This is a genomic window from Methanomethylovorans hollandica DSM 15978 (assembly GCF_000328665.1).
Lineage (GTDB): Archaea > Halobacteriota > Methanosarcinia > Methanosarcinales > Methanosarcinaceae > Methanomethylovorans > Methanomethylovorans hollandica.
On the sequence record NC_019977.1, the window covers coordinates 1989969 to 2007689 of the forward strand.

Sequence of the window (17721 nt, forward strand, 5' to 3'; positions counted from 1 at the left end):
AAGCCCAGTGAAATCACCGGAAAAAGGAAAGCTACTGATATGATATATAACTTTTCATAAATGGAACTTGTTAGAGAAATTGAAATCCGTGTATAACAGAAAGAAAATATATACGCTGATTATATACAGGCGCAACATTGAGACTTCGGATTTTATGTTGATAAAGTTCTTGAAATGTCAAAATAAATATTTCAAAACCCAATGTTATACGGAAGATCATGCACTACCTAAATAAGTGATGTTCAAAAAAGAATTTATAAGAACGCCGGGGGAAAGCCATAGGCACTGTACTATGCGGTTTATTACGCTCGCTTCGCTCTTTTTTGAGAACATTTCCTTTTGTTGACAGAGAGGAATACAAGAAAATCTTCAGCCAATACTTCGTAGACTCCGGCATCATCCGCCCCTTCCGAGAACGTAACAAGAACCTAAAACCCATAAAACAACACCAATACCCCACCGAAACCCCCCTCATAGTCGAAACCTACCGGGAAGCCAACCGGCTCTCCAAAGAACTAAAAGAACTCGGCATCTCCCGCAAGATTACCGTGATCTCAAATGGGAATACGATGAGGTATAGCCGTGTACTCTAATAGCGATAGCTATGGAAAAAAGAACATCTGAAAGCTAGAGAACTATACAAGCTTATATATAGATTTAAAATAAATTCTTATTTTAATGTCTGTCTATTCAAAAGAAGAATCAACGGGCGAATCCATAGAATGTTTTTATTTATTTATGGATACTAATTTATTTTATAGTGAAACGGTTACTTATGACATATTTGAACTAAAATTAATGACAGATCTTTTGGCAATAAGAGACAACTTTAATAAAATATTCGAAGGATATAGGACGATAAAAATCCTTATTCCTAAACTGGTTCTTGATGAAATATATTCGATTAAAACGAATATAATTCGATATGAATTTAACAATTTTATTAAAAAAATTAAAAAAATAAATGAAAAAACACTTATAGCTTCATTAAATCACATTTATAACAATATTTATTCTAATCTTGAATCTTCAGGGAATTCTTTTATTTCACGTAATAAAATTGAGATTATACCTTATTGTGACAATACTTATTTTCCCACCATTATTGAAAAATCAATAACCAAAAGCTTGCCATTTAAGCCATATTTTGATCAAAGAAAGAATCGTGATGTTGGTGATAATGGCTTTAAAGATACGGTAATATGGTACTCAATAATGGATTATGTGAAGAAAAAATGCACAGAGAATACCAACCATATTTTTTTTCTAACGGATAATGAAAAAGATTTCAAGTCGGATTCGACTTTATTAGAATTTAGGCAAAATACAGGAATAGATATTGAAATAATAAAATTTAAAAATGAGAACCCAAATGTTAACGATAGTGAATTCAGTCCTTTTTTAAATGTAGTTCTAGACAAATCACACATCCCAATTCCAGTAAAGTTAGAGCATGTTGATGTTTCTTATTTGATTATTAATAATAAGGTTGACATCACTTCAATTATTGTCGAGCCACTCCACATTAACATTAAGTCTGCAGTCAACTTTGAACAAAAGACAGATTCATGGGAAGAAAACAAGCCTCTATTAAATGAGAAAATAGAGAATACATTATCTAATTTCCGATTTGACGTTTCTGATTTGAAATTTAAGTATCAAATTCCAGAAATAGTACATGTTGATTTTGATTTAGTTCAGGAAATACGTGATTTAGTTATCACTAGTATATCCCTTATTTATAATGATGGTTTTCGAAAAATGATATTCTGTTCGATTATAGTAGATCACAACGAAGAAGAGTATTATGGATCCCGTGAGTTTGAAGAAGCTAACGACCCATTTGTAAATAAAGCTTTGGACTTAGTCAGCGCTTATTTGGAGGACAATGGATATGGCAGCGCTCCAAGAGAATTAATTAATTTAGAATACTTTGACGCTAGTGAGATTTTCTGAAGTACCTTACTATTTCTTACTATTTATATCCACAATTCCACCAAAAAATACAGCTCCAACAACTTAGTCTAAAATCTTCTTTTTATTTGGACACATATTTATTTCTATTTTATGCCATTATTCCACATTTAACTTACGAGCTTGTATATTCAGAAGAGTATTAGTTCAATTTTCCACTGGAACATTTAATATGATTTATTCTACGTGTTCTAAACATTAGTATCCAACTTTTACTTGCACAGTCTCTATTCAATCTGTTTCACAAAGAATTCTCTAAATATCAATTTTCCCCACCTACCCAGCGTTTGCGCCGCTTCGCGGCAATAGTGGCTTTTTTCATCCGTTCCCTTAGGTACACGATTAAGGAGTCTGTGCCACAGCTGGCATGCGTCCCGGTTTCACCCGGATATTCCAGGCCCAAAAACTCCACTAAAAATATACCTTTCCTAACCCATCACAAGTCACAGGGACGTATTGCGAAGCAATACGTCATTTCCCGCCAGGGAAATTATTCCTCCGCCCACCCTCGGAGGTCCCGGTAATTAGCAATATCGGGCCGAAGGGAGCAGACAAACCCCTGCTCCCCGAGGGCCTGTATGCGTGGGGTCGTAAGACCCCACGTTATGTTGTCTCATCAGTAGCACTCACTCTATCCCGGCACGGATGCGCTCGAAAGAGCGTGTCGGTGCCCCAACCACGATAGAGGGCCTGAGGTTCGAGCATTGTGAGGCAAAACTGAGCAATCGCAGGACTCCAGACCGACAAATAACCAGCAGGACAAAACAACAATTGGGGTTCAAACCAGAATCGAGCATGGGCGCGACTTCAGGAGCGCAGATGCTCCAGCCGCCTGGTAAAGGGCTGTTGTTCTAAGCATAGCGCAGAAGGGCAGCCCGTCTAACTAAAGCAAATTAAAACTCACTCTAAATGATATTCGTACCTCTGCTTATTATGTCAACGTAGTCCTTGAAAAGATACATCTTATATCTTTTTTTACCAGTGACCTCGATTAGAATACCTATTTCCTCAAATCTGGTCACAAGGCTATTTGCAGTGACGGAAGATATGTTTAACCTATCAGCAATGCCCTTGCTGCTGATAAGGGGACTGTCGAACAACAGGTTTATCAATCGGATAGCATGGATGCTTGATATTGAGTTCTCATAGACCTTATTAGTCATATCGTCCTTTAATTTTATGATTTCCCGTACAGTGTTAACTGCTTCCTGGGAAATTGCACTAACACCTTTGAGGAAGAACTTGAGCCAGTCTTCCCATGCGCCTTCCGTGCGTACTTTCATAAGCAGGTCATAATATTCGCTTCTATTGTTCTTCAGGTAAAAGCTCAGGTACAGAAGTGGCTTTGACAGTATTCCTTTCCAGATAAGATAGAAAGTGATGATAAGCCGTCCGATCCTGCCATTGCCATCCAGGAAGGGATGAATGGTTTCAAACTGGGCATGTATCATTCCGATCTTGATAAGCGGCGGAATGTTGTTCTTTTCGTTCAGGAACCTTTCCAATGCATGCATTGCAGGTACGGTTATAGCCGGTGCAGGTGGTACAAAGATCGCTTCTCTTATTGAAGCGCCTGGGGTGCCTATATAGTTCTGAAGAACTTTGAAATTCCCGGAATTCAGCCCATTACCTCTTGTTCCCTCCAGCAGGATCCTATGGATCTCTTTTATGAGGTCCAGGGACATTGAGGTTTCTACCAGTCTTTCAATTCCATAATTGAGGGCTTTGATGTAATTTACAACTTCCTTTATTTCACTGATATCTTCTTTTGGTATAAGGTCCGCTTCAAATTCCAGAACTCCTTCAAGGGATGCCTGTGTGCCTTCGATCTGCGAACTCAGAAGAGCTTCTTTCTTAACGTACATTGCAATGAAAAGGTCCGGGTTTGGTAGAACAGAAGTGATCCCATCCAGCCTGGCAAGATTCCTGTCGGCCTTTGAAAGCAACAAATGTAGTTCATCATCATATTGGATAGGAGGCTCTGGTGGCAACTCTTTAGGTATGAAGGATCTGTAACCTTCAGGCGTTAATACAAATTTCCCGGCTCTTTCATTCATAAGACAACGATCCTTTACTAAGAGTTCACTTACATAGTTTAAGTTAAGCGTCCTTTACTTAGAATCTAGTTTGCATTTTAAGTTAAGGTTTCTTTATTTAAAATAGTATCTTCAAATCTAAGTAAAGATCCATTTGCTTAGAATAACTACATTAAAATTGATCTCTTGCCATCCAGGCATGGATGCCATCTTAAGCATTTAAGCACTACAAAATCAAGTTTCACCAGATTGATAGCCTTCTGGCCGGAAATCAATGGAAGTTCAGGCACTTGCAACATCAACCTTTGCGATCTCGCCAAGTACCCTGGCCTGCTCCTCGGTAACTTCAAGGACCAGCTCCATCTTCGCCAGGGTGCAGCCATCACCAATTTCGAGCAGCGACTTGCATCTCCTCAGGTAACTTGAAATCATTCTTGTGCTTGAACTTTAGCCACTCCGTACACTCCGGATCTTTCCCTCTGTTTATCCACCTGAAGAAACGCTTGAGAGTAATATGATAATCATACTTTGTTGCGTCATTGTGATTGGATTTAAGGATAATCTCAATAACAAATTCAATATCATCCCTGGTGGCTTCCTTGAATTCAAAATTAAAATTCTCAGCAATAAGATTCAGCTGATTAAGTTAGATTCACTATACACTTAGCAGTACGTATTCTATCTTCCTGAGAAACAAATTTCTTATCAATGTTGTAAAGTGTCATGCCCTTTCACTTCGCTTACAGTTTTAAAATATTCTATCCAAGCGATGTGAAAGTAAATTGAGCATTGAACTTAGAATATAACGCCGAGGGGGAGATTCGAACTCCCGAGGGGCTGAAGCCCCACAAGCTTTCCAGGCTTGCGCCCTACCACTAGACTACCTCGGCATTTCGCCTGTGCCAGCATTTAGGGTAAACATCTACATCCATTATTACTCTTTCGGTATATGCGGCCAATCCATTGCTGGCATCCATGATACCGGCAGTGTCCATCTTTGCCGTAGCTATTGCTACTGCTTCACCTTTCAAAGTAAAGATACATACCTGCTGCTCATGCTTTATTCCAGGATCAAGACTTACTATTCCAGGCACCGCAAGAGAAGCACCGTGGCAGAGAGCATCCACAGCACTGTCGCGGACTATAATCCGTGGGAGGTGTGCTAAACCTTCTTCCATAGGCCTTACTACCCTGCGCAGTTCATCCTCAGAACATCCTTCTTTCCACAGAACAAAAGCATCTTTCAATTCCTGCAATGTTACCGCGGTGTCCCCAGTAAAAGGTCCTGTGCGTGTTCTAATGAGCTGTTGCATATTTGCTCCACAGCCTAAGGCCAGACCAATATCGTGACAGAGCTTTCTGATATAAGTACCAGCTTCGCACCCAACTTTCATTAAAACCATTGGGCCATCTATCTCAAGCACATCAAGATAATAAATATTTCTTACACGTATGGACCTTTTTACTGCTGATATCACTGGAGGCATCTGATAAATAGGACCATTGAACTCAGCACAGACCTTCTTCACAACCTTTTCTGGAAGTGTATCATGCAACCGCATGAGACATATGTATTCCTTTCCTGAAAGACGAAGTGCAGAAACGGTCTTAGTGGCTTTACCTAGCATTAGAGGAAGTAAACCAGTTACACCGGGATCCAAAGAACCGGAATGACCAGCTTTCTCGATTTCAAGAATGGATTTGACCCATGCAGTGACCTCATGACTGGTAGGACCACTTGGTTTATTCAGGTTGACCACACCCATAAGTAGATGTTTGTCTATGGACCGCATATAAGGAGAACAACCATAAATAACATCAGTAGATGATTTATTCTTATGGATAAGTTCGATATGATCGCTATCCAAAAAATAAGAAGGATCAGGAGCTTTCAACTGTCCGTTCTCCCCCTTTATTGATAAGAGTATCGATGCATGCAGAAAGTATATGAGCTATCTGGAATTGATCCCATCTGTGCGAGTCTATCACAATATCATAAACTGATAGATCATTTATATCAATACCGTGAATCTCACGATACCTTGAAGCTTCTGATGCTTCCCTTTCGAGAGTTTCTTCAAAGGCTTGCTGAAAAGAGGTATTTTCACGGCCAACGATCCTCTGCACACGAACCTCTATGTGTGCTTTTATCCACACTTTTAGTGCATGAGGAGCCATATGTCCGGCGAGTCTGCCTTCCAGTATAATATTATTTCGGGTAGCTGCTATTTCCTGCTGGCGTTTGTCTATCTGGACATCTATTGAATCATCCTTTTCTGCCAATTCACCAAACTCAGCAAGTGTCAAACCCCTCTCTTTTGCAAGGGTGCGGAACACTTCACCTGCGGAGATTAGTTCCATACCATAGCTTTTAGCAAGCAAACTGGAAACTGTGGTTGTTCCACTACCAGGAAGCCCACTAATAGTTATAAGCATTATATTCCACCAACATCCAATGCTTTCCTGATCAACTGACTCACAGCAAGGGACGTAATGAAATACCAGAAGATCCAGTATTGAATTGGACCAAATGCTGTATCAGTAAGTACCTGATGTCCCCAAAAAGGAAAATTCAGAGAGGCACCTGCATGCCCTGAAATAAAATGATATGCCCACATGAACAATGGCAGTGAGATGATACTGATATATGCCATGGGCTTGAATTGCTGTTTGGACATCTCCATCTGATCAGACATCATCTTTGTTCTCTGCTCCTCGAGCTTTTTCATTAAAGCTGTGTTGTTTGCGATCTGAGCTTCCCTGTACTCTTTCTGATAAACACGCATTGTTTCCTGAGAATTACGCATCAGTTCCCAATTAATGGTATACTTCTGAATAAGAGAAGCATAAAGAGCTGTAATAGCAGCCATTATGAAGAGAATCAGATGGAAGTTTGATTCTCCTACCAAACTAATGAGTGGGTCCATAAAAAAGCCCACTGCTGTGCCCAAAGCATCCCTGAAATCCTGGCCTAATACCATTATTCCGATCATAAGGGATAAACCCAGGGCCAACAGCATATGATCGACCTTTTTCTTGAATCCGGTGGTTGCCACGATCAAATCCCCACTTTATTTCTTATATGAATCAAGTACATCACATATTTGTTTAAAAACATCTTCTACTGAACCAGTACCATCGATGTTCACAAGGAGACCTATGTCCTCATAATAATTTATCAGTGGCTTTGTCTTAGCTGCATATACCTCAAGCCGCTGACGAACTACCTCTTCCTTATCATCATCACGCTGATATAGTTTACCGCCACATGAATCACATGTTCCTTCCTTTAAAGGAAGATTGAACATCAAATGATAACTGTCTCCACATGAACACATCCTGCGTCCACTAAGTCTGCCGATCAAATCGTCATCAGGAACATCAATATTTAGAACCACATCAAGAGGCTTGTTGATCTTCTCGAGAATATCTTTAAGGGCTTCTGCCTGAGGAATAGTACGGGGATAACCATCCAGCATGTAGCCATCCTTACAGTCTGACTCTTTAACTCGATCCCTGATAATTCCTATCAGCACTTCGTCTGGCACAAGCTCTCCTTTATCCATAAATTCTTTAGCTTGCATTCCAAGTTTTGTACCTTCCCTCACATTGGCACGTAAAATATCACCCGTGGAAATATGAGGTATATTATAATGCTTAGCCAGTTCTTTGGCCTGAGTGCCTTTACCGGCACCAGGCGGTCCAAATAACACTATATTCATTGAAACCTCCCCCATTAATCTTGTCCGAAGAAAGATCTTATCATCGGATGCATCTCCATCATCTGTTCCGATGCTATATCCTCATACAGACGATACACAATACTTACAGCAAGCAAAAGACCAGTCCCTCCTGCCCCTCCAAGAGTACCGAGCAGACTTGCCACAAGTGTGAGCAAACCAATAAATGCACCACCTATGACTGTCACTTTTGGAATGTAACGGAGCATGACCTTTTCAATGCTGCCTACATTACGTCTGAAACCGGGGATCTGCATACCGGAATTGAAGACCTTCTGAGCGGTCTGCTTTGCACCCATGCCTGTCGTTTCTATCCAGAACAGAGCAAAGATGATCCCACCTCCAATGAGCATCAAAGCATCGAAAAAGACATGCAGCCCGATCTGCCATAAGGCTGGTACAGGAGCTCCCATGCCTGAGAAAGAGTCCCTGACAAGGGATGGGATCCAGTCATACGGACTGTTTATAGGCGCAAGGTAATACATGATACCGTTTATTGGTTGTGAACCTACATATTCTCCGAATATCGTGATCCCTCTTCCACTCAATAGAAGACCTATCAGCTGAATGTTAGCCTGAAGAGCACGCACAAGTATCATAGGAAGAACTGATGCATATATCAGTTTCACAGGGAACTTGCCTCTTGCTCCCCTTACAGCACTATGAGCGAGGGGGATCTCGATTCGTGTACTTTCAACAAAAACGACCAGCAAGAATATGAGAATAGTACTAACAAGGGCCAATATTCCACCGCTTACAAGTACATACAGTAGACCCTGCCCTGTTGTGAACAATGTGAGCAGTTCCTCATTCTGAATAATGTATACCCATTTTGGGAGGAAACCTATTGGAATACCAGAAGAATCGGCTTGCCAGTTAAACAGGCCAGTAACTATTTGCTGAGATACACCCGCCACGATGAAAAGACCGACACCAGAACCAATACCCCATTTGGACACCACTTCGTCCATGAACAGTATAAGGATACCGCCGATACATATCTGAATAAATATAAGAATAGTAATGAAGGTTCCACTGACACCCAGGGAAGAAGCAAGATTTAGATCCGGCTGGATGTATCCACCCAGGATCTGAGGCAAAGCTTCCAGTACGATCATCACAAATACCATGAATTTCTGTGCACCCTGGAAAAAAGCCTGATCAGAAGGATTGGAAAGATCCATTTTTATCACATCTGCACCAACAAGCAGCTGGAGCACAATTGATGCTGTTACGATAGGACCTATACCAAGCAGGATCAATGAATTCGATGCCCCGGCAAAGAAGGCACGATATTGTTCAAATAAGTCAATCGAATCTGCAGATAACCCAAATAAAGGCACATTTGCAAGTGCAAAATATAGCACAAGCACGCCCAATGTCCACATAAGCTTTTTCTTGAAATGTACGTGGCCTTCTGGACTGGCAACTGCAGGTAATCTTTTAAATATGGGGTCTAAACTCTCCTTGAAACTCATCATTCCACCCTTTAAGCTGGAGAAATGCAAACACGGAATCCGTGATTGTATACAATTAATAAACCTAAATATACGTTTACATTAATAAAGGTGCACCCTATAGTTGTTTAAATTACAAAAATAGAATAAGTAATGCCTATTGGCATTACCTTTAAGACTCCAGGCACGAGCCGCCTGCAGCCTCTATTTTTTCTCTTGCCACACCAGAGAACTCGTAGGCTGTGACAGCAAGTTTCTTGGTGACCCTGCCTGTACCAAGTACCTTATCGATATCAAGACATGTCAGATCGATACGATACTGGCCTTCTTCAAGCTGAGCCAGGCCATCAATTACTAACTCATCTGCAAGCTCATCAAGTTCGCCTACATTTACAACGGACACCGATTTAACAGTCTTTGGAGGACGAGTGAAACCATGCTTACCCTGAGCATATCCAAGAAGAATTGCCTTGATAGCATGGTGTTTGCAGACACCTGCTTTTCCCCTTCCTCCGCGATTACCTGCACCACGTCTGTTTTTACCAGTACCGCCGCCACAGGTGCGAGAACCTCTGAACTTCTTTGTGTTACCCTTGCTCATGATATTACCTCATCTGGTTCAGGAGGACCTTTATGCCTTCACCGTGATTCCCCAGTACCCCTCCGAGCTCAACAGGCTTTTTGATTCCTGCGTGCCCTTTACGGGGCGGATGAAGCCTGAATACTGGTTTCAACCCCGGTACATCCTTAAGTGAAGCTTTTCCAGCACATACCGCATCAGCAAATTCAGCAATTGTTGAATAGTCGGTATTTTGAGAAAGATACTCGTTTGTGAGCTTCTCTCCGCCTTCAAGCTTACCACGGTTGGTCAGCACCTCTGCAAGAGTGGCTGCATCTATAATACCGTAGGCAACATAATCCTTAACCATCTGGATCATACCCCTGTTGTGAGGTGTGTCAGTGATCACTACACAATGGTTTACCCTGTTGAGACGAAGCATGTGAAGAGTATCCTGAATAGAACCCCTTACATCTACACTACCGCGCATTCTTACAAGCACAAACATCTCAAGCTTCCTCCCTGCGGATATGAATCGGATGTTTTACAGTACCTATTGCCTGCAGAGCATTGAATGTTGCCTTTGCAAAGTTAAGTGTAGTTCTGGTGGTACCTTCTGTCCTTGTCCAAACATCCTTGATACCGGCCTTTTCCAGCACTTTCTTTGCTGTTCCACCGGCAGCGAGGCCAAGACCTCTTGGAGCCGGCATAAGCACTACAATGACACTTCCTGCCTTGCCCATTACTTCAGATGGTACGGTGTGGTTAAGACCGCAGGCACATTCCCATGAACCGCATCCGCGCTTCACGCGTACCAGATTGATCTTCGCATTCTCAATGGCCTTTCTGATAGCAGGTCCTACCTGGTTATCCTTAGCCTGACCAAGACCTACAAAGCCATCACCGTTGCCCACTATAACCGTAGCTCTGAACTTTACACGGCGTCCAGAGTCAGTCATTCTCTGAACCATGTTAATGTCCAGAACCTCATCTTCAAGATTGGGGAGCAGTATATCCACTATCCTTGATTCTCTCAGAGGCAGTCCAGAATCGATCGCCTCATCCATGGAAGTGATCTGACCCTCCTGGACAAGCTTGCCAAGCCTGGTTTGTGGAATCCATTCCTCTTCTTCGAACTGATATGCCATATGATCACCTAATTGAAATCAGAAGAGATCTTTTCCTTGACTGTATCAAACAGTTCTGGAAGATTTGATCTTTCCATATATTCTGCGATATGCTCGCCTCTGATCCTTTCATCAGAGGGGAATACGGACGGATCATGGGGCACCTCTAATCCTGAGTCAACTATGCCTTTTAAAACAGCATAGACACGGGAGCCAGGCGAGGATGCCTGTAATCCAATATCAAGTATCCCATAATCGTATCCCTTGCTTAAGGTCCTGTAACCAAACAAGAGGCCGGTAAGATAAGCTGCCGGCGTGTTACCTGTGGAAGCATCATAACCATACTTCTTGAGTTCAGTAGATATGGTTGATGAAAGAGTGACATCTCCTTCAGGTTTAGGAGCTATTAGCTGAACCTGAATATGTTTTGAACTCTTGCGGACCACCACACGGTCTTCTTTTGATAAAAGCAACTTAAGACGCTGATGATAATTTGTGCGTCCTTCCCTTCGTCGCCTGAAAGCGACTTTATATCTGGGCCCTGTTGCCATGATCATACCCTCCTGGATAAAATATCAAAGCTTCTCTTGGTCATCTTCATTCCTCACGTTTAAGGAGCTTCTGTGACTCAAGGTGTGATACCATGTGTGCAACACTTCTGTATTCTCCACCTTTTGCCTTACGATATATCTTACAATATGTAGACTTTTCCAAGGAGCCATCTGCACGAAGTTCCTTTAACTTCGCTCTGATAGCACGGATCCTCTTCATCCACTGTTCTTTCCTTGGATTCCTTGCTCCTTTTGTACCTTTTCTCGAACCATGGCCCTTACGGTGACCATACTTGCGTTTGACGTCTCTTGCTCTTGCACGGCCTCTGCTAACACCTTTGGGTTTTTCAGCAGCTACACTTCCTTTCTTGATGAGTTCACGAAGATCCGCCCTTGTTATAGCAACAGCAATATCGCTGGCAGCTTCTGGATCCATCCATACTCTGTGCAAACCACAATCAAGGATCGCTGCAGCCATCCTTTTCTGGTTAGAAAGATCCGTCATCTTATTCACTCCTGGAAGGATTGAGGATCTTAATTCCGAGGGACACGGCCTTTTCCTCTATCATAGCTTTCTTTCTTGCACCAACCTTTGCAGCTATTCTGATAGCCACTGTATTAGCATCCAGTGATGAAAAATCAATCAGTGTTTCGACCATGATTTCGGAATACCCTGATGGGTGGAGGCCCTTTACCATAACCGGACTACCATAGCCTACCTGTGCATGAGCACCCTTTGAAACAAATCCTTTACGTTTTTTGCTTTGCAGGCCTCTTGGGATTCTCCAGTTGGAGTCCAGCCTCTTATATTTGTGACAATCAGTCCTCTTGAACTGGGGCTTCTTTGCCTTCTGTACCTTACGGACCTTGAAAAGGCGCTTACCTTCCGCATCCATTGATACACCACAGTTGACAGTTACAGAAGAGGAACTAGTGATATTATCTTCCATTCAAATCACCTACAATATCTTCTCCACGATATATATACCATCCTGGAATACACGGGGATCGAATCTCTTAATCTTCGTGGCTTGCTCTATGTTGGCTGCGGTCTGTCCAACATCCTCTTTGTTTATACCGGTTATGGTGACCTGGTCGGCTCCTGCCTTGACCTTGGTTTCACCGAGGATATTTGCAGATCTTGCTTTCTTCTCACCCAAGAAATTACCAATGAACAATTTCTTACCCTCTACTTTTAGCTGCATAGGGAAGTGGGAATAAACAACCTTCATGCGATATTCAAACCCTTGAGTCACACCTTTCATCATATTGTTAATATGTGAAGAGAAGGTGCCGATCATAGCCTTGTGTGACTTCTTTGTAGAAGTCGAATCCACTGTGATCTCAGAATCTCCAACTTCAATTATGATCCCTGGATACCAGAGGTACCTCTCATTCTTTCCTTTGGGTCCTGATACGGAAAGGATATCATCCTGGAAAGTAACGCTAACCCCTTCCGGAATGCTTACCACGTTCTTCATCTCTTTAGCCATTGAACCACTCCATATCAGTACACATATGCAAGAAGCTGTCCGCCAATGTTTTTCTCACGTGCATCATATTGAGACATGACACCATGAGATGTAGTAAGGATCAATGTTCCGAAGTTCTTAGCTGGTAGGAATTGCTTCTCCCATCTCTCGAAATCAAGTGAACCTACTGAATAACGTGGCTTTATTGCTCCGCATTTATTTATTTTACCAATGAGCTTAACCTCATAGATGCCTGCTTTACCGTCCTCGATGAACTCGAACTCACCGAGGTATCCACTGTCCTGCATCACTTTAAGGACCGTACCGATGAGTTTTGATGCCGGTTTAAGTGTGCATGACTGTTTACCGATTGCTTCTGCATTCTTTATTGTGGAGAGTGCATCAGCAAGAGGATCTAATAACACCATTATTTTTCACCTCAAGTATATTTTTCAAATCCCATATCATGGGCTATCTCACGGAAACAGTGGCGACACAGGTAAATATCATATTTCCTTACAAGGCCCTGCTTTCTTCCGCATCTCTTGCATTCGTGTGCGCCGCGGCCAAATTGCTTAGTAGTCTGGACCATTTATGCCACCTCCACGAAAAATATCTCCTTGAAGAAGGAAATCGTATCGTCCTTTGTGATCCTGTGAGCTGAAGGAATTCTCCTTTCAGATATCCTTCTTTTGCTTATTCTGTATCCTGGGCGGTTGACGACTACATTAATGTCCATACCAAAGACACCGATATTCGGATCATATCTCATTCCAGGGAAATCCGTGTGCTCTTCAATTCCGAATGCTACATTCCCATTTTTATCGAACTGGGAAGAGGATAACTTTTTATCTACTATTGAAAGAACAGTTTGAAGGAATTTCTCTGCATCAATACCACGAAGAGTGACCTTGCAACCTATTGGTTCACTTTTCTTGATACCGAATGCAGGAAGGGTTTTCTTTGCATATGTACGAACAACGGTCTGCCCGGTGATCTCTTTCATGATCCCTTCGGCATTCACAAGATGTTCACCACTTTCACCGACACCCATGTGAACAATGATCTTCTCGATCTTGGGAGCTTTCATTGGATTACTCAATGACCTCACCACCCAGTTTAATTTCTGGCTTATCCGTGCCGATCACGACTACGTAATCTTCTATGGTATGGAATTCCTCACCTTCGCCAGCAATCAGCACAGTGTTGGAATTGGAACTGCGCACTGTGTTGATATCTTTGATGGCACCTATTTTGCCAGTGTGCTTACCACCAATTATCAATGCGAGATTGCCTACTTCGTACTTGATATGTGTGAGTATCTTCTTATCAGGCACTGAAAGGATCACTGAGTCTTTGGCTTTGTAATCGTTGGAGCCAATAAGGTTAGAGCCGTCATTTAGATTGAGCTGCACTTTGCCGCCCTTGATAACGGTCTTTCCGAGGATCCTGCATAGCTTGCTTGATTCTGTACCTTCAAGTTTATGTAATTCTAATCTTCCCTTTCTATCGAGGAGCACCCTGTATGATTGTTCCATCTTAGGAATAGAAACTACATCCAGTAAACCTATAGGGAATCTTAGGTCCTTCCTGATAATGCCATCAACAAGAATGCTACCTTCTGAAAGCACTCTTTTTGCCTCAACCCTAGTGTCCACTACATGTAACATATCCCTGAGCACCACTCCAAGAGGAATGCTCAGTTGCCTGTTGTGAGGACCCGGCCTTGTCGATGTTATCCATTTATTGGATTTCTTGGATATCTGCCAGCTTTTTGGTACAGAAATCCTTTTTTGATGTTTTCCCACAAAACCACCTACTTTCTGCTCAATACTTCTGATCTGCGGTTATCTTTCATTTCTAGGGATGTGATCGTTACGTTGGAAGGATATATAGGCCTTGGTACTTCTGTACCATCTGCTTTGGACACTGCTACTCCCTCTACAACTATAGTCCCATGTTTAAGTGATACCGCTTCTACTTTACCTGTGGTGCCTACATGGTCTCCGCGCATCACTTTTACAGTGTCACCGATAATGACCTTTGCTGTCCTGCGACCATATTTTTCACGGAGCTCTTTAGAAAGGGGAGCACCCATATATTTTTGCCTTAAATGCAGTGGAGCATTATACCGCAGCTTCCTCTGTTTCCTTGGCTGATTAGTAACCATTGCATACACCTCACACAATTATTGAAGCCGTTGTACCTATCTTTGGATACCTTTCAGCAACCTCTCTTGCAATTGGTCCTTTAAGATCAGTACCCTTAGGCAGTCCATCCTCATCGGTGATAACAACGGCGTTGTCTTCAAAGGATACCCTCAGCCCATCAGGACGACGGAATTCCTTCTTCTGGCGGACAATAACAGCATGCATGATCTGCTTACGCATCTCTGGAGTACCTTTCTTCACAGATACCACGCACATATCGCCTATACCGGCGCATGGCTGTCTGTTCTTGGTACCTCTGTAACGCTTTACAGATATGATCTCAACGACCCTTGCACCTGTGTTGTCCACACAATCTATACGGGCACCACTGTTCAATGCACGAGGTATAGTGGAACGAATTCCTCTCATGCCTCTACCCCCGTTTTGATTACCACATAGGATTTGGTCTTACTTAGAGGACGGCATTCCGCAACTGTCACAATGTCTCCTACCTGTGCGTCAATACATGGAGGATTGTGAGCATGGATCTTAGATTGCCTTTTCTCATACCTCTGATACTTGCTTATAAGTACTTCATGTCTTCTCTGGATGACCACTGTCCTGTCCATCTTGTTGCTAACAACGGTTCCCACCAGTACTTGTCCCCTGACTGGCAGCTTTCCGTGAAATGGACAATTGATGTCAGTGCACTCCTCTTTAGGAGTTGGAACATCCAATCCGATATCTCTTGTCATGATTATTACCTCATGCGAATTTTCCTGATATTCTTTATACGATTCTCGGGTTGTGAGAGCAACAAATTCCCGTTCACCTTCACTTGCTCAGTAACACGTGTATTCCCTCTGAGAAGATGTATATGGAACAAGAATGTTGATCCTGATTTTGGAACCATCTTTTCATTTTTGTCATCTGTTTCCACGATCAACATATTCTTTGTTTCACCTACAACTTTGCCGCGAATCTCCTCTAAGGAGGGATTGTTTGAGTTTATCACTTTTGTGAACAGTCCGATAATTTCGTGAAATATCAGGTTATAAGCGGATATTTCCACTTAAATCTCCTTTAACTCTTTCTGGACGGTCTTAACACGCGCAATGGTCCTTCTAAGTAATCCAATTCTTCCTGGATTGTCTGGAGCACCACCTGCAGAAGTGAGCGCGCGCTCACGTATGAGCTCAGTCCCTAACTTGTCAAGCTCGTCCATCCTTTCATTTGGGCTCATGTCCCTTATTTCATTCATACGCAGAATAGCCATGATCAGCCCTCCCTGTGAATACGGGCCATCGGATGCCAGTAATCGTGTCCTTCATGCTTATGCTGCCAGACACCATCAGCCTCCCTGCGTTCTTCATTCTCCAGAACCTCTCCTGATTCTATTTCAGCGGTCGAGCTGGAAGGCTCTGTTTCAGATACTTCCGTTTCAACTGTTGTCACGTCAGACTTTTCTGGCTGTACTGGTTCCTCTTCAAGGGTCTCTTCAACCTCTGCAACCTCACCTGCAGTCTCTTCACTTACAAGCTCCTTGACACCTGATTTAGGCTCCGGGGACTTGGTAGCTTCAGATACTGCTTCTACAGGAACATCCTTAAGTTTAAAGGAATCCGGAAGAACCGCACCTGGTGGAATTATCCTTACCTTGCACCCAAGAGTACCAAGCTTCTTAACAGCTACAGCAAAACCCTCATCGACAATATCTTCTGCTGGTTTACCTGCATGCTTTATATAACCTTGAACGATCTTCTCGCTCCTTGACCTTGATCCTGTGAGCTTACCTGAGATCACGATCTCACAGCCAAGTGCGCCTGCATTCATGATAGCTCTCATGGCATTATGACCAGCTTTTCTGAAATACCATCCTCTTTCAATGGATGATGCCAGACGTGTTGCCATCATTTGTGCATTGAGTTCTGGTCTTCTGACCTCCTGAGCATCTATCTGAGGATTGTCCAGATCATACATCCTGTCGATGTCCCTTGTGAGCTTCCGGATAACCTTACCGGCCTTACCAATAACCATTCCAGGCTTCTCGGCATAAACCGTGATCTGAGTTCCCATGGGAGTCCTATTGACTTCCATACCGCCGTATCCAGCTCTGTTAAGCTGTTTAGCAAAGTATTCGTCCAGTGAGGCTTTAACGTAACCTTCATGCACGAACTTCTTCTCTATTGCCATTAGAGCACCTCATTCAGTATAATCTCGATGTTAACAGTATCCGTGTTGTGCGGACTGCCTCTTCCGCGTGCCCTTGCAATCATACCGGGAATGACACGCCCGCCCTTTGTTGCCACATGGGCTATATACATGCGTTCCGGGTCCAATCCTTTATATTCAGCATTGCTGCCTGCATTCTCCAAGATCTTGAGGAACGCTTTTGCAGCATCTACCGGATATCTCCCACCTGCCATTGGTCCTTTCCTATGGCCTGCTCCTTCGCAATGCCTCTTGAAGGGAACTGCCTGTTTCTTGGCAACAACACCTTCAAGATATCTCTTGGCGTTCTGGGTACGCATACCTTTGAGAGCCCTTCCGAGTTCCCTTGATTTCTTGGGAGAGATATGAAGCTCAGAACCCATTGCCTTAGAGGTGGTCTTTGGATCCATTTCTAAAGTATAATCAATCCTTGCCATACATAAT

The 17721-nt window shown here is 42.7% G+C and carries 27 protein-coding genes and 1 tRNA gene; 2 read left to right on the plus strand and 26 right to left on the minus strand.

Annotated elements, in window-relative coordinates; all coding sequences use genetic code 11:
* Positions 1 to 678: 678 nt before the first annotated feature.
* Positions 679 to 1956 carry a PIN domain-containing protein gene (locus METHO_RS09560; RefSeq protein WP_015325330.1) on the plus strand — a complete coding sequence of 426 codons (1278 nt, stop codon included), beginning with the start codon at positions 679 to 681 and terminating at the stop codon, positions 1954 to 1956.
* 644 nt (positions 1957 to 2600) lie between these two features.
* On the opposite strand, the gene METHO_RS13750 is transcribed toward METHO_RS09560, so the two are convergent.
* Positions 2601 to 2771, minus strand: coding sequence for a hypothetical protein (locus METHO_RS13750; protein WP_156811102.1), 171 nt, complete (start codon positions 2769 to 2771; stop codon positions 2601 to 2603).
* 108 nt (positions 2772 to 2879) lie between these two features.
* Entirely contained in the window at positions 2880 to 4031 is a 1152-nt protein-coding gene (locus METHO_RS09565; protein WP_015325331.1) for a Fic family protein, read from the minus strand.
* A gap of 165 nt (positions 4032 to 4196) precedes the next feature.
* Here METHO_RS09565 and METHO_RS13755 point away from each other — a divergent pair, with 165 nt between their 5' ends.
* Complete coding sequence (locus METHO_RS13755) at positions 4197 to 4436, plus strand: hypothetical protein (RefSeq protein WP_156811104.1); 240 nt, start codon at positions 4197 to 4199, stop codon at positions 4434 to 4436.
* A 380-nt stretch (positions 4437 to 4816) separates the two neighbouring features.
* On the opposite strand, the gene METHO_RS09570 is transcribed toward METHO_RS13755, so the two are convergent.
* From METHO_RS09570 to METHO_RS09685, 24 genes are all read right to left on the minus strand, one after another.
* Positions 4817 to 4900: transfer RNA gene (locus METHO_RS09570), tRNA-Ser, on the minus strand.
* On the minus strand, positions 4886 to 5905 hold the full coding sequence (locus METHO_RS13365; protein ID WP_015325332.1) for an RNA-guided pseudouridylation complex pseudouridine synthase subunit Cbf5: 1020 nt from the start codon (positions 5903 to 5905) through the stop codon (positions 4886 to 4888). The genes METHO_RS09570 and METHO_RS13365 overlap by 15 nt, the downstream gene beginning before the upstream one ends.
* Positions 5892 to 6446 carry a (d)CMP kinase gene (gene cmk / locus METHO_RS09580; RefSeq protein ID WP_015325333.1) on the minus strand — a complete coding sequence of 185 codons (555 nt, stop codon included), beginning with the start codon at positions 6444 to 6446 and terminating at the stop codon, positions 5892 to 5894. Before cmk ends, METHO_RS13365 begins: the two co-directional genes overlap by 14 nt.
* Complete coding sequence (locus METHO_RS09585; protein WP_015325334.1) at positions 6446 to 7066, minus strand: DUF106 domain-containing protein; 621 nt, start codon at positions 7064 to 7066, stop codon at positions 6446 to 6448. The genes cmk and METHO_RS09585 overlap by 1 nt, the downstream gene beginning before the upstream one ends.
* 15 nt (positions 7067 to 7081) lie before the next feature.
* Positions 7082 to 7732 (minus strand): adenylate kinase, encoded by a 651-nt coding sequence (locus METHO_RS09590; protein ID WP_015325335.1) that lies wholly within the window; start codon positions 7730 to 7732, stop codon positions 7082 to 7084.
* Between the two features lie 14 nt (positions 7733 to 7746).
* On the minus strand, positions 7747 to 9228 hold the full coding sequence (secY, locus tag METHO_RS09595; protein WP_015325336.1) for a preprotein translocase subunit SecY: 1482 nt from the start codon (positions 9226 to 9228) through the stop codon (positions 7747 to 7749).
* Between the two features lie 151 nt (positions 9229 to 9379).
* Positions 9380 to 9808, minus strand: a complete 429-nt coding sequence (locus METHO_RS09600) for an uL15m family ribosomal protein (RefSeq protein ID WP_015325337.1) — start codon at positions 9806 to 9808, stop codon at positions 9380 to 9382.
* Between the two features lie 4 nt (positions 9809 to 9812).
* A complete protein-coding gene (locus METHO_RS09605) occupies positions 9813 to 10274 on the minus strand; it encodes a 50S ribosomal protein L30 (protein ID WP_015325338.1) in 462 nt (153 codons plus the stop codon).
* A 1-nt stretch (position 10275) separates the two neighbouring features.
* Positions 10276 to 10914 carry a 30S ribosomal protein S5 gene (locus METHO_RS09610; protein WP_015325339.1) on the minus strand — a complete coding sequence of 213 codons (639 nt, stop codon included), beginning with the start codon at positions 10912 to 10914 and terminating at the stop codon, positions 10276 to 10278.
* A gap of 8 nt (positions 10915 to 10922) precedes the next feature.
* Complete coding sequence (locus METHO_RS09615; RefSeq protein WP_015325340.1) at positions 10923 to 11444, minus strand: 50S ribosomal protein L18; 522 nt, start codon at positions 11442 to 11444, stop codon at positions 10923 to 10925.
* A gap of 46 nt (positions 11445 to 11490) precedes the next feature.
* On the minus strand, positions 11491 to 11949 hold the full coding sequence (locus METHO_RS09620; protein ID WP_015325341.1) for a 50S ribosomal protein L19e: 459 nt from the start codon (positions 11947 to 11949) through the stop codon (positions 11491 to 11493).
* Between the two features lies 1 nt (position 11950).
* Positions 11951 to 12394, minus strand: coding sequence for a 50S ribosomal protein L32e (locus METHO_RS09625; protein WP_015325342.1), 444 nt, complete (start codon positions 12392 to 12394; stop codon positions 11951 to 11953).
* Positions 12395 to 12403: 9 nt separating this feature from the next.
* Complete coding sequence (gene rpl6p, locus METHO_RS09630) at positions 12404 to 12937, minus strand: 50S ribosomal protein L6 (RefSeq protein ID WP_015325343.1); 534 nt, start codon at positions 12935 to 12937, stop codon at positions 12404 to 12406.
* Positions 12938 to 12951: 14 nt separating this feature from the next.
* Positions 12952 to 13344: a 30S ribosomal protein S8 gene (locus METHO_RS09635; protein WP_015325344.1), complete on the minus strand. Its 393-nt coding sequence runs from the start codon at positions 13342 to 13344 to the stop codon at positions 12952 to 12954.
* A gap of 11 nt (positions 13345 to 13355) precedes the next feature.
* Positions 13356 to 13508, minus strand: a complete 153-nt coding sequence (locus METHO_RS09640; RefSeq protein ID WP_015325345.1) for a 30S ribosomal protein S14 — start codon at positions 13506 to 13508, stop codon at positions 13356 to 13358.
* Positions 13509 to 14006 carry a 50S ribosomal protein L5 gene (locus tag METHO_RS09645; protein ID WP_015325346.1) on the minus strand — a complete coding sequence of 166 codons (498 nt, stop codon included), beginning with the start codon at positions 14004 to 14006 and terminating at the stop codon, positions 13509 to 13511.
* Positions 14007 to 14010: 4 nt separating this feature from the next.
* Positions 14011 to 14724, minus strand: coding sequence for a 30S ribosomal protein S4e (locus METHO_RS09650; RefSeq protein WP_015325347.1), 714 nt, complete (start codon positions 14722 to 14724; stop codon positions 14011 to 14013).
* Between the two features lie 8 nt (positions 14725 to 14732).
* Positions 14733 to 15086, minus strand: a complete 354-nt coding sequence (gene rplX / locus METHO_RS09655) for a 50S ribosomal protein L24 (RefSeq protein ID WP_015325348.1) — start codon at positions 15084 to 15086, stop codon at positions 14733 to 14735.
* Positions 15087 to 15096: 10 nt separating this feature from the next.
* Positions 15097 to 15495 carry a 50S ribosomal protein L14 gene (rpl14p, locus tag METHO_RS09660; RefSeq protein ID WP_015325349.1) on the minus strand — a complete coding sequence of 133 codons (399 nt, stop codon included), beginning with the start codon at positions 15493 to 15495 and terminating at the stop codon, positions 15097 to 15099.
* Positions 15492 to 15821: a 30S ribosomal protein S17 gene (locus METHO_RS09665; protein WP_015325350.1), complete on the minus strand. Its 330-nt coding sequence runs from the start codon at positions 15819 to 15821 to the stop codon at positions 15492 to 15494. The genes rpl14p and METHO_RS09665 overlap by 4 nt, the downstream gene beginning before the upstream one ends.
* A 5-nt stretch (positions 15822 to 15826) precedes the next feature.
* On the minus strand, positions 15827 to 16138 hold the full coding sequence (rnp1, locus tag METHO_RS09670) for a ribonuclease P protein component 1 (RefSeq protein ID WP_015325351.1): 312 nt from the start codon (positions 16136 to 16138) through the stop codon (positions 15827 to 15829).
* Positions 16139 to 16342, minus strand: a complete 204-nt coding sequence (rpmC, locus tag METHO_RS09675) for a 50S ribosomal protein L29 (RefSeq protein WP_015325352.1) — start codon at positions 16340 to 16342, stop codon at positions 16139 to 16141. It lies immediately after the preceding gene.
* A gap of 2 nt (positions 16343 to 16344) precedes the next feature.
* The gene (locus METHO_RS09680) at positions 16345 to 17259 is read right to left on the minus strand and encodes a 30S ribosomal protein S3 (RefSeq protein ID WP_015325353.1); all 915 of its coding nucleotides are present in this window, start codon (positions 17257 to 17259) and stop codon (positions 16345 to 16347) included.
* Positions 17259 to 17714 (minus strand): 50S ribosomal protein L22, encoded by a 456-nt coding sequence (locus tag METHO_RS09685; RefSeq protein WP_015325354.1) that lies wholly within the window; start codon positions 17712 to 17714, stop codon positions 17259 to 17261. Before METHO_RS09685 ends, METHO_RS09680 begins: the two co-directional genes overlap by 1 nt.
* Positions 17715 to 17721: the final 7 nt, after the last annotated feature.